This window comes from Massilia eburnea (assembly GCF_009720745.1).
Classification (GTDB): Bacteria; Pseudomonadota; Gammaproteobacteria; order Burkholderiales; family Burkholderiaceae_D; genus Rugamonas; species Rugamonas eburnea.
The window spans coordinates 1-13,299 of the sequence record NZ_WNKX01000022.1; the positions used below are offsets into that span (position 1 = coordinate 1).

The 13,299-nt window shown below is 56.8% G+C and carries 14 protein-coding genes; 3 read left to right on the forward strand and 11 right to left on the reverse strand.

All coding sequences use genetic code 11. The features are described 5' to 3' along the window. Positions 1-254: 254 nt before the first annotated feature. Positions 255-662: a DUF695 domain-containing protein gene (locus GM658_RS22615; protein WP_170298924.1), complete on the forward strand. Its 408-nt coding sequence runs from the start codon at positions 255-257 to the stop codon at positions 660-662. Positions 663-760: 98 nt separating this feature from the next. Here GM658_RS22615 and GM658_RS22620 read toward each other — a convergent pair whose 3' ends face one another. The 6 genes from GM658_RS22620 to GM658_RS22645 form a co-directional block, all read right to left on the reverse strand. Then, positions 761-1,006: a hypothetical protein gene (locus GM658_RS22620; RefSeq protein ID WP_155456330.1), complete on the reverse strand. Its 246-nt coding sequence runs from the start codon at positions 1,004-1,006 to the stop codon at positions 761-763. A 55-nt stretch (positions 1,007-1,061) separates the two neighbouring features. Next, positions 1,062-1,679 carry an IncC plasmid conjugative DNA transfer DtrJ family protein gene (locus GM658_RS22625; RefSeq protein WP_155456331.1) on the reverse strand — a complete coding sequence of 206 codons (618 nt, stop codon included), beginning with the start codon at positions 1,677-1,679 and terminating at the stop codon, positions 1,062-1,064. Continuing rightward, positions 1,676-3,589 (reverse strand): conjugative transfer system coupling protein TraD, encoded by a 1,914-nt coding sequence (traD, locus tag GM658_RS22630; RefSeq protein WP_155456332.1) that lies wholly within the window; start codon positions 3,587-3,589, stop codon positions 1,676-1,678. Before traD ends, GM658_RS22625 begins: the two co-directional genes overlap by 4 nt. After that, positions 3,570-5,396, reverse strand: a complete 1,827-nt coding sequence (gene mobH, locus GM658_RS22635; protein WP_155456333.1) for a MobH family relaxase — start codon at positions 5,394-5,396, stop codon at positions 3,570-3,572. Before mobH ends, traD begins: the two co-directional genes overlap by 20 nt. A gap of 105 nt (positions 5,397-5,501) precedes the next feature. Then, positions 5,502-6,083, reverse strand: a complete 582-nt coding sequence (locus GM658_RS22640; RefSeq protein WP_170298925.1) for a FlhC family transcriptional regulator — start codon at positions 6,081-6,083, stop codon at positions 5,502-5,504. A 19-nt stretch (positions 6,084-6,102) separates the two neighbouring features. Continuing rightward, the gene (locus tag GM658_RS22645) at positions 6,103-6,429 is read right to left on the reverse strand and encodes a flagellar transcriptional regulator FlhD (protein ID WP_155456335.1); all 327 of its coding nucleotides are present in this window, start codon (positions 6,427-6,429) and stop codon (positions 6,103-6,105) included. A gap of 320 nt (positions 6,430-6,749) precedes the next feature. On the opposite strand from GM658_RS22645, the gene GM658_RS22650 reads away from it, so the two are divergent. Continuing rightward, positions 6,750-7,442: a S24 family peptidase gene (locus tag GM658_RS22650; RefSeq protein WP_155456336.1), complete on the forward strand. Its 693-nt coding sequence runs from the start codon at positions 6,750-6,752 to the stop codon at positions 7,440-7,442. A 29-nt stretch (positions 7,443-7,471) separates the two neighbouring features. Here the strand turns inward: GM658_RS22650 and GM658_RS22655 are convergent, their stop codons facing one another. The 4 genes from GM658_RS22655 to GM658_RS22670 form a co-directional block, all read right to left on the reverse strand. Then, positions 7,472-8,539: a DUF932 domain-containing protein gene (locus tag GM658_RS22655; RefSeq protein ID WP_155456337.1), complete on the reverse strand. Its 1,068-nt coding sequence runs from the start codon at positions 8,537-8,539 to the stop codon at positions 7,472-7,474. A 126-nt stretch (positions 8,540-8,665) separates the two neighbouring features. Beyond that, complete coding sequence (locus tag GM658_RS22660; protein ID WP_155456338.1) at positions 8,666-9,673, reverse strand: DUF7146 domain-containing protein; 1,008 nt, start codon at positions 9,671-9,673, stop codon at positions 8,666-8,668. A 15-nt stretch (positions 9,674-9,688) separates the two neighbouring features. Beyond that, complete coding sequence (locus GM658_RS22665; protein ID WP_155456339.1) at positions 9,689-9,997, reverse strand: hypothetical protein; 309 nt, start codon at positions 9,995-9,997, stop codon at positions 9,689-9,691. A gap of 67 nt (positions 9,998-10,064) precedes the next feature. Beyond that, complete coding sequence (locus GM658_RS22670) at positions 10,065-10,580, reverse strand: hypothetical protein (RefSeq protein ID WP_155456340.1); 516 nt, start codon at positions 10,578-10,580, stop codon at positions 10,065-10,067. Positions 10,581-10,922: 342 nt separating this feature from the next. Between GM658_RS22670 and GM658_RS22675 the strand changes: the two genes are divergently transcribed. Beyond that, entirely contained in the window at positions 10,923-11,702 is a 780-nt protein-coding gene (locus GM658_RS22675) for a DUF1845 domain-containing protein (RefSeq protein WP_155456341.1), read from the forward strand. Between the two features lie 109 nt (positions 11,703-11,811). Here the strand turns inward: GM658_RS22675 and GM658_RS22680 are convergent, their stop codons facing one another. Continuing rightward, complete coding sequence (locus GM658_RS22680) at positions 11,812-13,002, reverse strand: CHAT domain-containing protein (protein ID WP_155456342.1); 1,191 nt, start codon at positions 13,000-13,002, stop codon at positions 11,812-11,814. Between the last annotated feature and the right edge of the window lie 297 nt (positions 13,003-13,299).

Genomic DNA, 13,299 nt, shown 5'->3' on the forward strand with positions numbered 1-13,299 from the left:
ACTGAAGACATCACCGGAATGGCAAACATTACGTGAATTGGCCAATCAAGTTCTCGAACAGATGCTGTGGCCAAAGACGCCGCCATCCGTTCGTAGTGACATATACGTGACTCACCGTTAACGGCCAAAAGCAGCCTCTCATCCTTCCGGCTATATCGGCCAATTGCGGACATTTCAGATAAAGTTTAATGTTCCGATAGTTTCTCTGATCGCCACATCTAACCACAGACATGCTTTCATACCTTACCGCTCAGTTGAAATACGAAGACATGCCGCTGGCGTTACGGGTTAGGCCATACGCAGAAGACGATGAAATTTGGCAGCGACTGCCACATCTAGTTACCCTGACGCACACGCTCGAGGAAGTGCTTAGTGACGGCATGCCCATGCCAGACTACAACGACACGCTCTTGGAATTTGATGGGGACGTACATGATGCCGTTCTGGCAGACGGGGAAGTGTTCTTGGTGGAGACCTTTAACGGTAGGCGCACGTACTATGCCTGCGTATCCTCCACCGCACGCGCAGAGGAAGCGCTACAGGGCCTCATCTCAAGATACGCAACCCACGACCTGCAAATGGGCGGTAAGCGGAATCACGCCAAGAAGTTCTATCAGCGTTACCGCCAAGACTTCAAATGGCCAATTGCAGGTGACACCTAAATTCAGCGCTGAACGACCGCTATGTAGAATCACAACGGTCCGCAAAGGGGCGGAAGCCGCCTCCCATTGAGAGCCCGTGACAAGAAAAGGCAGAGCAGCTACAACCGTTTCGACCAACGGTCTACATGCCGCCAGCGCTTCACCAGTTCTGCTGCATCGCCATAGTCCAGTCGACCAAGCGCCTGCACAACGGTATATCCCATCTCACGCAGCCAACCTATATCGCTGGCCCCGAGGGCAACATAGAGGCGTTCTCCAGTCGACAGCCCTGCCGTTCTGAAATAATTTCCATCCAAGACGTCAGCGATCACCTCATCCAAATAGTCAAGTTGTTCGTGCCGCATCTTGCTTCCTTTTTCCGGGATTCGTCCTGAGCCCTTTACCGCATCTGCCGCGCGTCTAGAGCCGCTTGTGGTAATTGGCGAGGCCAATATTCGCGAGCGCGCCGCAGCAGAACAACAAGGCCGGCATCAGCGCCACCGGCAACTGGATGGGCAAGACACAGGCGATGACCAGGCAGCAGCAGGCCACAATCGCCCCTGACACGCACGCTGCGAACACTTCTGGGTTGTGGCCGGAGAAGTCTTTTCCTTTGACGGACCGCCGCACAACCCCGTCCACGACAGCGGCGACAAGAAAAGGGAGCAAGCCAGGAAGCAGGTACAGCACCACGGCAGCGCGGTAGGTGGCCTGAATGAGCAACGCATTCAAGGAGCGGAAGTATTCGTTATTTAGAAGACGGTTCCCGACGGCGGCTACTTCCGGCAGTACCTTGGCGTTCTTTCCTGCCGGGCCTTGCGCAATCGGGATCAAGGGAGGGCTCGGCGTGGAGTCCGGTTGCAGGTCGAGCATCTTGGCCAGCATCGCCATGGCGTGGTCCTGGCCCCAGAATTCGGACAGCAAAGCATGCTCAATGCGCACCTGAGAAATGAACACGCCAGCAGGTTTCGCGGCGGGCAGGTAAAGTACCAGCATGAGCAGCGAAACCAAGGAGCAAATGGTGACGATCCGGATCATCCTGATTCTCCCGCGTCCTCCTGCCCCTCCCCGCCTGCGTACGGTCCGGGATCGAGCAGTGTGAAGCGCCCTTTGCACAACCGGCCACCTGACACGGAGGCAAAGAACTGCAGGTTAGGCAGTTTCCCCAACAGCGAAGTTGGGATCAACTCACTCATCTCTTCGGAGATCTGGGCGGATTCGACCATCGTGAAGTCACCGAGATGGCCGTCCGAGGCCGTGTTACGGCCGACCTTCATGTTGTGGATCGGCGTCTGGCCAAAGGTTTCGTTGACAAATTCCTGCGTCGGCTGATCCTTGGTACGGAAGGCAATCAGGTTGTTCAGGTTACCCAGCGCCATGCGCGCCGCCTCTTGATTCCCGAGGCGCTTCGCCAAGTCAGCGATCGTCTGCATGGCCGCCGTCGTATAGATTCCCCCTTCCGCTCCCTTGTTCATGATCTCGATCAACGGCTGGTTAATCACGTTGGAGACTTCGTCGACGAACAGGGAAATCCTCCGGTAGCCACCAAGGTTGTAGCGGATGCCGGAGCGTGCCGCCAGGTCCGCCAGGCACATGGCGCCGATGGCCGACGCCACGGACGGATCTGGGAGCGAATCGAGGCACATCAGCAGGACGTGACCACCGCGCTCGATCTTCTCCAGGTTCATGATCGGGCGCTCGTCGTCGGCATCGAACGGGTCGGGCGATAGCGTGCGGCCCAGGTCGCCGGAAGTGAGCATGGAGAGGATCGGCAGCAGGTTGGCCGTGATCTTCTGATAGTGCTCGCGGTTGTGACGGAAAACGCGGACCTGAGAATCGATTGCCTTGTCGCGCCGCGATTCATGGACAAACCGCTCGTAATATTCGACAAATCCCAGCAGTTCGCAACTGGCGATCGGCGACGGTGACTTGATGGTTCCGCGGCGTGCACGGTCAATGAGACGCGCGAGTTCTGGTTCCTGGCGCCAGCCCATGCCGAGCAGCTCCTCGTAGAAGCGCTCGAGCGACAGTTCTAGGATCGGCTCAATACCGCCTTCGATATACTTGGTCAGCTTCATGAGGTTAGGCCGCATCTCCAACCGGACCATCCCTTGGGTCACTACATTGACTGCATCCCAGCCAAACGCGGAAAACGCCCCGGCCGTGTCCGGTGGCAGGATGGACTGGATACGTGACGCGATCTCAGTTGGTTTCTGCCAGTTGAACGTGAAGTCCAACCTGGCGCCCGTTTCCGGGAACGCGGGGTGAAACCAGAGAAATCTGTCCGGTTCGCGATAGTCGGCGCAGGCCCGCATCACGATATTTTTCAGCCGCTTGGAATTCTTCGGGTCCAGGATGATCACGACGTCGCCGCGCCGGATCGCCTGGGTTATCAGCCAGCCGAGACATACGCCTTTGCCGGACTGCGTGGTCCCGACAATCAGCGTCCCGCCTTCGAAATTTTGCAACGGACGCGTCAGCAAGATTTCCTTCTGCTCGACGCCATGAATGTACGGCAGACCGATCTCCCCTTCCGGCTGGGCCGGGGTCACATACCCCAGCAGGCGCAAGATGTGCGGCGAAATTTGCAGATCGCGGTAGTCGACTTTCGCTAATTCATAGAGCCGCTGCGAATGAAGCGGCTGCCACTCAAATCCAAAACCGAAGACCACCTGGTCCGGATCGGTCGTGAGATGAGAAAGCTCTTTCGTAGTGATCACCTGCATTGCCCGTCCCGAGAGCGCCGCACGCACACCGATAATGCGTAGGCCCTGGCGGAGTCGCCGGAAAGCGAACGCGACGCAGATGAGAAGCATCGCCGCCCCCAGACGCAGCGGAACATGCCGCGGCGTCATGGCCACGTATGCCAACCCGGCTCCGCACCAGACCATGGCCGAAAGCAGTTCGATCGGCCGGCGCCAAGGCATTTCATATCGACGAAGCAGCATCGTGCCCTCCGCCATGCGCCTTCTCGCTCGTTTTCTCCAACTGCAGGCCTGATACGCAACCGGCGTTGATCAGGAGGCCGGGAACTTTGGCACCGTGCATTTCCTGTGTATGGATACGCTCACCGTCCGGTTGCGCGGCCAGCATGCCGGCATCCGCCAGCGCGCGCTGGGCACGTCGGGCGTCAATCCCGCGCCGCGCCAACTCGCCCAAAGGAACGAACAGCACGCCATTGTCCAGCAGGCACGCCGACGGCGGCTCTCCGGACAGCGTCCCGACAATGTCGGTGAGGGCGACAGCAACCTCCGGATTGAGCCGCATGGGTGCCGATAACACGGCGCGGTGCCGTTTTCCGCTCCCCTCTCGCGGAGTCCGCGTGCTCGCCGTACCAGCCGCGCCCTGGTCAGTGGCCTCGACTGGCCCTTCGCCCGTTGGAGGAGGCATTTCGCCCATTTCGGGCAGGCTAAGCTGCATGCACTCACGCTTGTGCTTAGGAGCTTCAACAGGAACTGCAACACCGCGCCTCTGGCTGTCGTCCGCTTGCATCGCTTGCGCCACCGGCGCAGTGTCGTTTGACGGGGCTGCAGGCAGATCCGGTGGCGTCTGGCCCGCCGGTTCGGCAGATAGCTCCAGGGGGAGCGGCGATGGGCGTGGCGTCAGAACAGCAAGGATGGTGGATGGCGAAGACAGCTTGATTGCCTCGACCGGCTCGGTCCCTCCCGGCGGGTAGATGGTCCATACCCTGCACTCGGCGCTCTGCGCCCTGACGAGATCCGCTGACTCCAGAATGTCCAGTACGCCCGTAGCGGAGTCGGGAATGCCCGGGAGGCGCTCATCTTCAAGCAATTTAACGACGTCATTGATGCCGTTCGGCCAGACCAGAAATAGCCCGTCCTGGCCATACCAGAGGCGCGATTTGCCGATGTTTGGCTGCCAGCCGTGATGTGACAGCACCAGTTCGCGCATGGCCTCGACCAGATACCGTGCCACGTGCTGCGCGGGCCGGCCGGGAGCACCGCCATTCAAGCTTCGCAGGTTTCGATGAATGACCAGCGCGGCTGCATGCCGTACCAACCGGTACATGACGCTATGCTCGTGGTACATGGTCGCTCCTGCGATGGACGCCAGCATGTGCGGAACGATGATCGCATTGTCCTGGGCCAGGTCGCACATCGTCTCCGCGGGAACGATCATCGGTAGCGCGAATAGGCCGAGTGCCCTCGCTTCCTGTGACGCCTGCCACCTGACATGGACGCGGCCCAGGTTTTTCTCCTTTGACCAGCGCGATAGCGGCATCAGGTAGGGTTGCCATTCGCTCCCTTTGGCATCGACCACGCGTACGTGGCTCAGCGCCCGATGCAGCTCGTTGCAAAGACCCGCGATGAAGGTCGCGCGGCGCCAGCGCGGCTCGAGCACCCGGCGATTCGAGATGGTGGCGCGCCCCGCAAAGATCTGCGAGTCGGTCGCCTGCAGCGCATAAAAGGCGGTTTCCAGTCCGATGCGGGCGAGACCACCGTCGGCAGTAAAATAGCTGTCCATCGTAGCCGGCAACTGATTCACGTAGGCCAGGTAGTGGCGAATGGGCGCCAGCAGATCGGCTGAAAACGAGGCGGCATCGCATCCGTAGCACAGCTTGATGCGGCCAACGAGTTCGCGGTTCGATTCGAGGATCTCATCGACCGTCAGCAGGCGGAGTCCTGCATTGATCGGCGTCCCCGGCTGCCGAACATGCGGCTGCGCGGGAGAGGCCGATATCCCCTGATTGCCACCGGCATGCCGAAGCGATGCCAATATCCGCCCGATCCACATCGCCCGCCCCTCACAACGCTCAACCTGGAGCAGTGTGTGATGAGGCCAGGTGAAACTCCAGACGAAATGGGCAGATTTCGGGTGAGCTTTCGTGGCGTCCGGCTGCTACCCCACGTTACTGGCAATCGCCACGACGTTCTGCGCGACGAAGTGCGCCTGGATGTGGGGATCGCGATGGTAGCGTTTTAAAAGTTTGCAAAATACGCAGCCACCAAGATCTGCCGTCTGGTCGCCCGCTGCCACCAAGTACCGGGAATGACATCGCCGGCAGTTATGGAGTGCGAGCTGCGGTGGGCCGCTATCCCAGATGCCGTGCATTTCGCACGCAAGATTGAACGCCCGCTCGAACGGAATCGCCGGCGCAAGCGCACATCGCTCCTGGTATAGCCGATAGGCGCCAACGAGCGCTTCCGATGGCCTGTAGCCATGCTCCACGAGCAACGTGTCAAAGATCACAGCGAATATAGAAGCCTCGGCGCGATCCACCACACTGCTGCGGTGATACCAGTCGCTCGATTCGAGCCACCTGCCGGGCGCCGACGACGTGTCCTGGTAAAACATGGAACGCAGCATGGGCAATTCCAGTCCCGTAATGCGCGATACGGTGCGAATGCGTGCGCCCATGTCGACGCACTGCTTGGCCAGTTGCAGCGCACGAATGTGCGTTTCGGCGTAGAGGGAGCCCATGATAGCGGATCGTCTCGACCTAGCCGGCCGCTGCCGTGGGCAGCGTGGTGTCGCCATTTGCCGCCAGGTTGGTGCCGGCCGCGCAGAGCATCATGGCCAGTCCCAGGGGCGCATCAAGCAGCTTAGCGAGGTTGTCGACTGGTCGGAACAGGCTCTCGTGAGGCATATTCGCCGCCAGCAGCTGGAGTTCGCTCGTCGTCATGTCGGCGAGCTTGGTCGCCGACTCGGGATCGAGGTGGAATTTGTAAATTGCCGACAGACGCTCGCTACGCAGGCTGGCCTGGATCGCGAGAAGAAAATTCAGGTTGAGGTACTGCACTTCGGTCAGATGAATGGAATTCTCCATGATTGCACCTCCATTCTGCCCCGCTTTCCCGAGGCGTGGTCATCACTCCGGTACCGATATCGCGCCGCTTGGCCCGCTACCAACACCGCGCTAAAACGCACTGTGCGACGCAGCATAAGACGCCATATCAGGGGTCAGGCTATACCGCGCCCGCCGCCCGGTCAATAGCATGTGCTGGTTGTGTGCACAGCAAAAGAAAACTGGTCTTGACTTCGCCACCTACTAAGGTAGATGCTAACGCTTATAGCATCGTGAAATCATCGGGTACCGCGCATAGCTTTTGCTAAATTCCGACTCCACTGATCGCACCCTGGAACAACATGGAAACTACCCAGCGCAACGTTCCTCTTACCCGGCTTCAGGCACAGCAGATTGACCTTCACCTGGCCCCCGGTGTGGCTAACCGGTTGGTCGCAGAAATGGCGTTACGGGATGTATCGCAACACCAACACGTGCACTACCTCAGCGAGATTACTGGCCGCGCACTGCAAACCGTTTCCCGCTGGGTCGATCCCGATAAACCTGGCATGCCCGATCTGCGATCGCTCGCCCTGCTCTCCATCCAGTTTGGCGTTGATGCCAACTGGTTGCTCGGTCTCTCTGCCCACCGTACATCGTTCCGAAATGACCTTTTGCCGCCCACGCTGACACGGCAATTACTCAAAAAACCGCCACCAACCGATTGGCTTGGGCCGTTGCTCGCTCAAACCACCCCTTTCGCCAAGCAGTCCGTTGCGACGATGCACGGTCAGGACATGGCACCTGTTATCCTTGATGGCTCGCCGTTCTTCTTCGATGCTACGATCACGAGCGTCAACTGCAACGGCATCTACTACCTCCAATACCGCGGTCAAACGATGGTACGCCATATAGAGATCCGCATCGGAGAAGGCGTGCTTCTCCGATGCGAAAACCCTCAGTACGAGGCGACGAGCATCTCCGACCTGGATGCGACGCCCGATTTGCACATCCTCGGACGCGTCACCTTGGTCATCAACGCCTGCCGCCTATAGCCTGGCCTTCCGCGGCACCATACAGTACTTCATGCCGCCTCGGCCAGATGCTTCCATTCGCTCGGGCTTAACTCCAGCAACTTGCCACCGAGTTCTTCAAATTCGGTCGCGCGATCATAATCGGCGACCTCCTGCGAGTAACCGGTGACGGCGTTGACCAGACCATAGCCGTTCAAATGGTGATCGGAAACCAGGTGCCGCAGGACACCTGCGCACTCCATCTCATTCAAGGCATAGCGGTTGGCCAGCACTTCGACGACCTTCAACGGGTTGCCGGTAATCTTGATGCCCATCGTCTTGCGCATCTTCTCCGAGATGAGCTGGAACGTCGTCTCAGATACAGCCGTCTGCACCAGATCCCGTACCTTCAGGAAGATTGCCTTGTCCTCGGCTTCCAACGTATCGTCCTGGTATACCCGCACAGATTCATCATCGGAAACGAGGGCCCGGCCAGCGTGGTTCTTTCGCATGCTGCGGTCCGCGACGATTAAACCGTTGCTGCACACCAAGCGGTACAGCAGCGGTTCTACGCGAAGCGTGCCACAACCGACTTCCGAATTGCTGACGATGACGCCGGCCTGCAGGATGTCGCCAGGGGCCACCTCGCATTCGATCTTTGAGGTGATCACCTTCAGGTACAGCTTCGACTCGGTCAGTTCAACCGATTCGAATCGTGCACCAGGTAGTTGCTTCAGGATCGGCATGACGCTCATCGCCAGGTCAAAGTTATCGAGGCGCCGATAACGGTTGGACAGGAACGCCCTCGCCCTGCCATCCAGCGTCCGCACCATGTAGCTGTCCGGCGCGTTGATCCGGAGCCAGCCATTGATGTTCTGGTCCAGCAGTTCCGGATACAGGTCTCGCATCAGCTTGAAGTAGGTGAACGGGATGTTCAGCTTCTTCGCCAACTGCGAGCATGCCAACTCGCTCAGCGGATAGCGCCATGGACCATCGGCCTCGTCAACCACCAGGCCGCACTGATGCGATGCCAGCGTTGCGCTTTGCATCATCTTTGCAGGAACGATCAAGTCCTTTTTTGCGACGGCCTGGCGTTCGAGTTCGTTTGCCAGGTCAATCAGGTTGCGTCCAGTCTTCATGATTACGTCTCCAGAAAAGAAGCGGACGGCCCGCCCCCACCGGGGAACGTGCCCCCGCGGGGTTGAAATCAAACCGGCAAATACCGGCACTACGACATCCCGTTGACCGGGACTACATCACTTCGTTCAGGCAGCCTGCTCAACACCAGGCGCTTGGTGGAATAGGACGTTTGCCCAATCTGCGCCAGCGGCACGGGGAATGAACACCTCCGCCGAACGCTTCTCGCCGCGCACCCGCCTTTTTAAAAATTGGCGTGCCAGCACATACGAAGAGGCCTGCCCGTCAAACATGGAGTCCGCATCGTTGTCACCGTAGATGCGCAACCTACGGACCTCCTCCGGAATCCACATGCGTTCCAGGTTTCCCGCGCAGATCCCGATCCAGATGGACTGCCCGGTGCGCTTCAAGATGGCCAGACCAGTCTCAATGCCCTCGCAAACCGCGAGTTCGGCACCAGCTGCGGCCAACCTGATCGCGCCGCCTTCAACGCCTCCGCATAGCAATTTCTTGGCGTCCCTGCCGGAAAGCTTTCGTCCATCCTGCAGGTAGGTCCGGTGCAACGATACGATCGCACCATGCCGGTCATGAACGCATGCGACCATTGCAGGAAAGCGGCCTACAAGCACCGGTTTCCCGGTTGCAGCATCGAGCTCGAAATATCCGAGCGACGGGTGCGACCGCAACGCGTCGGGATATGACCCCATTCCCAAGCCTCGGTTACATAGATAACGGTCCACTTCGTCGCCATGCGTAATTGGCCTGGTTTCGGCAAGAATCTTTTGCATAAGCGATGAGGCATCCTTTTCCGAAGTTTTCCTGGGCGGCGGTGCCGGCTGCATGCATAAGGCGCGCTCCACACGATGGAGTGCAGTCGCTGCGCTCCATCCGAAGTACCCCATGAGCAGCTTGAAGCCACCGCCAGCGCCGCAAGCCCGGCAGACATAGTTGCCATCGCCGAACTTATCGGTGTATTGGAACCGGTCCGTACCACCGCAGCCAGCAAGCGGGCAAGGTTGGTTTTTCCGATTCAGCACGGCCTCCTCCACGCCGAGTGCGATCAGCAGGCTGGTCCACCGCCCGTAGGCATTGGAGCGCGCCAACCGAAAGCGTTCTTCCAACTGTTCCTTGGTCATACATCCTCCGAACAGTCAGCCGGCCAAGCGCTGCGTGAACAGCATGCCGCTCTTGAGCGCGTGGCCCAGCAAGGCATCCATCATCAAACGACGCGGCAGATAGATCGCACGGCTTTCGTCGCACCGATCGACACTGCGGATCACGAAACCACCTGATTCCAGTGCGATGTGGACTGGACGATCCTGGCTGCGGATATGGAACATCCGGCCCGCTTGGTTCGTCACAATCTCGCTTTCCTTGACCAGGTATTCCAGCTCGCTCAAACCACGGACCTCGATAAAGCGTTGGTCCGAACGTAGAGCAATCGACAATTCTTCGAACATGATGATTTCCTTCCAAATGTCAGGTGCCGATTGATCAGGCGAGTCTCGCCTGATCGCGGCAAACGATTCACGAGAACAGGTCATTGCGTTCGCTATGACGTTTGACCTCTTCGTTCAACCACTGAGGGTTCTTGGCGAGGCATTCGGCGACCCAGTTCGGGTTGGCCATGACCGCCTCTTGTACCCACTTCGGATAGCTGCTGATCGTGGCTTCGAGCCAACGATGCAGCCTTACGCGCAGCCAGTCTCGTACTTCCTGCGGATCAAGCGATCCGATGAAGGGCAACTCTGACAACGGGCTACCAGAGACAACGCGCAAGCAGTTAACAAACGAGAATGGTTTGGTATCGCGCTCGGGATCGGTGAAGACCCAACGGATGATTTCGAATTTTTCGGCCAACGGCGTGCCTGGATTACTGAGCAGCTTGACCTTTTGCAGCAGCCACCAGTGCAGATGAACGACATCCTCTTCCGAAAATTCGACGGGCGTGTCGTCATCCAGCAGTTGGTGCCAGGGATCGATGGCAGCGCGACGGCCAGCGGCCGAGTGCGTGCCACCTTCAATATGGGCGGACTGATTCATGATTGTCTCCCTGAGGAAAAGAAGAGCGAGACAATCATCCTCACGGGATGGTTGTCCCATGGGGATCGAGAGAAGGCCGGCGAATGCCGGCAAATGGTTGGACTGGCTTGACTGCTACGGCCTGATGCCGTTCTGGACGGGCTGCCAGCTACCGTCAGGAAACCGGATAGGTGGAACTGGCTTCTAACTGCACGAGAAAACGTCTTCGGCGGAGCCAGCCCTATGCTGCGTGCATAGAACCCAATCTAGAAAACCGCCATTGCTTCGTCAACTAAAGTTCAACGAAAAAGCATGCTTTCCGAAGCTTGTGGACGAAATCAGTAACCCCACCGGCTATCCCCAATGAAAGCGCCCCAGGTACTAGCAGGTTTTCTGGTTGCAGCGGCATTTTCACGCGCGCACGATAGCCGTTACAAAGCGCGCATGGAGGCCATCGTGAACTCACCCACCGAAGCAAGACTGACCATCAAGGCGGCCGATCACGGCGCTACCAATCGCAAACTGCTGGCGCGGCAGGCCGCGGCCGACCTGACGCGTATCGAATCCGCCAGCCGCAAGATCAGCATTCACCTATCCAGTCCCGAAGGCAAGCGCCTTTATCTTCGCTGCTTCGACATCACGCAAATGAACCTGCACTTCATCGCAGTGTTCGCGCGCATGAAACTGCCCGGGGAAGACGTCGACAAGGTGGAACAGGAACTTCGCCAGCTATTCGACTCACGACTCGCAAGGCTCAACCAATCGCTCGTAGACATGGAAGCGAAGTGCCAGGCGAACGGCATACTCAATTTGGCGACCTACGACGTTGAACCGATGCTCATGGAAGCAAAGGTGTATTCGACATTGGGCCGCCTGCTACTCGAGATGATCGAGAAAGTGGACCAACTTATGCCGATGCTCGAGACACTATGCATTGACGAAGCCATCACATCGAGTCAACTCAATGTCGAGAAGTCAAGGATCAAGAAAAATGTGCGTGGCGCAGCGAGCGCAACGCGCATGCTTAGGATGGCACTCGAAAAGCGTATCACCGCATCAGACACTGTCCCGAGTCAACGTTTCGGAGACCTTTCATCTACCAAGCATGCAATCATAAGCTTGGGAGGCACGATCACAGCCTAGTAGCTGAATGCGAGGTCAATCGACAGCAAGCTGGCTCTAGTGAGGGCTCGCGCGAACGGCCACGCAAACCATATTCAGTGCCAGGATAAGCATGAAAGTTTGAGCCAGTTTATGCCGAAATTAATTCAACCAAACGCTCTAGTGCATCATGAATAGAGCTCAATGCCGTCTCGGCGTAGATCGCCGCTGCGGACAATTCATTTTGGGCCATTTTTTCGTCCGCCATCGTGAGGTTGGAATGACAGACAGCTCGCAACATTCGCATTCCATCTGGATCAACCCCCTCCAATACGGAAAAGACTTTATCGTCCATCAAAAAAATACTCATAAAGCCATGCAAATGATCCAAGCCAATCTTAATATCTTTCGGATGCTGCAAAGCAACCGGCCTCGGATTTCTTCGATATGAGCTTAGATAAAGATCATTATATCTTACAATAAGGTTAGAAATTACAGAATAAATGGCGACATCAAGTCCCGCTTTTGGTTTGTAAACCCAATGACACTGAACTACATCTTTCGCATTCTTCCAAGAAAATCGCGCAAAATACCCAGCAACAGGAATAATGACATTCTCTCGCTCGCCTTCAAATATCCACTGATGCACCCGCAGTTTTCTAGTAAGAATTGAGACAAATCGGTCCCTAGAAATATCTAATAAAGATATAGTCTCCTTAGCCTGTGACAGATCAACATATATGGGATCACCGTGAAAACCTGGGTAAACAACAATACGAGAGCCTGAATCTTCAGCTACGTTCGAAGACGAACGGTGCCCCAACACGGCATTCAACTTGTCATCGACATATGCATTTGCAAATCTAAATGCGCTCTCAATGGACTGGGTTCTCAGATAATGTTCATAGAAATGTCCAACGAAATCTATAGTTGCCTCATCATCAGCATCTCCAGTTATCGAAATCACATAAGGCGCGGCGGACAATAATGACAGCGCCATGTCTGAAGAAAAACAACTCATCAGAACAACAGCGCATAATGTTTTCTGAGTGCTATTTATCAACTTAGCAAGATGATCCGCACTGACCAGATTGCTTGAATCAGCATTAGTATCGAAATATAAGCCGCTGGAACCTCCGTGTCCGGAAAAATGAATGACATCATACTGCCTGTCAGCAATAGTGCGTGCAAGATCCTGCAGTGTGGCTGCATGCTTGCGATCAACTGAAACGACCTGTTCTTTGCCAAGATTGATTACCTCTTCAATTCGGCGATGTTCTCGATCAATGCGCAGCCTCTCAAGATCAGCCGGGCTGCTATAAACAATTAGAATAGATTTCATATAATTATTGGGAGTGAATCAACCTCGGCACCATTGGTCCAACGATAGATTATATCAGTTAAGATCCGGCATAAAATCCTTCGACATTGGATAAACTTGCATAATAGTTTCCTCAGTCAGGTAGTTGACGGGTGACCTTTGGCTAGATTATTGAAGACCATTAAACTTCCATCCAGCGTAGCACCTCGCCTTGGCGCCTTGGACGGAAACTCAATTGACCTGACTCGATCAGGACGATTAATCTGCTCAACTCAAAAGAATGTCGATCATCGCTGCAGCCGCAGGAAAGTCATGCTG

What these genes read in the sequence shown, in the direction of transcription:
- GM658_RS22640 (WP_170298925.1), bottom strand. Translation starts at nt 6,083, where the DNA reads ATGGGCTCCCTCTACGCCGAAACGCACATTCGTGCGCTGCAACTGGCC.
- mobH (WP_155456333.1), bottom strand. Translation starts at nt 5,396, where the DNA reads ATGTGGATCGGGCGGATATTGGCATCGCTTCGGCATGCCGGTGGCAAT.
- GM658_RS22625 (WP_155456331.1), bottom strand. Translation starts at nt 1,679, where the DNA reads ATGATCCGGATCGTCACCATTTGCTCCTTGGTTTCGCTGCTCATGCTG.
- GM658_RS22680 (WP_155456342.1), bottom strand. Translation starts at nt 13,002, where the DNA reads ATGAAATCTATTCTAATTGTTTATAGCAGCCCGGCTGATCTTGAGAGG.
- GM658_RS22645 (WP_155456335.1), bottom strand. Translation starts at nt 6,429, where the DNA reads ATGGAGAATTCCATTCATCTGACCGAAGTGCAGTACCTCAACCTGAAT.
- GM658_RS22650 (WP_155456336.1), top strand. Translation starts at nt 6,750, where the DNA reads ATGGAAACTACCCAGCGCAACGTTCCTCTTACCCGGCTTCAGGCACAG.
- traD (WP_155456332.1), bottom strand. Translation starts at nt 3,589, where the DNA reads ATGCTGCTTCGTCGATATGAAATGCCTTGGCGCCGGCCGATCGAACTG.
- GM658_RS22655 (WP_155456337.1), bottom strand. Translation starts at nt 8,539, where the DNA reads ATGAAGACTGGACGCAACCTGATTGACCTGGCAAACGAACTCGAACGC.
- GM658_RS22675 (WP_155456341.1), top strand. Translation starts at nt 10,923, where the DNA reads ATGAAAGCGCCCCAGGTACTAGCAGGTTTTCTGGTTGCAGCGGCATTT.
- GM658_RS22670 (WP_155456340.1), bottom strand. Translation starts at nt 10,580, where the DNA reads ATGAATCAGTCCGCCCATATTGAAGGTGGCACGCACTCGGCCGCTGGC.
- GM658_RS22620 (WP_155456330.1), bottom strand. Translation starts at nt 1,006, where the DNA reads ATGCGGCACGAACAACTTGACTATTTGGATGAGGTGATCGCTGACGTC.
- GM658_RS22660 (WP_155456338.1), bottom strand. Translation starts at nt 9,673, where the DNA reads ATGACCAAGGAACAGTTGGAAGAACGCTTTCGGTTGGCGCGCTCCAAT.
- GM658_RS22665 (WP_155456339.1), bottom strand. Translation starts at nt 9,997, where the DNA reads ATGTTCGAAGAATTGTCGATTGCTCTACGTTCGGACCAACGCTTTATC.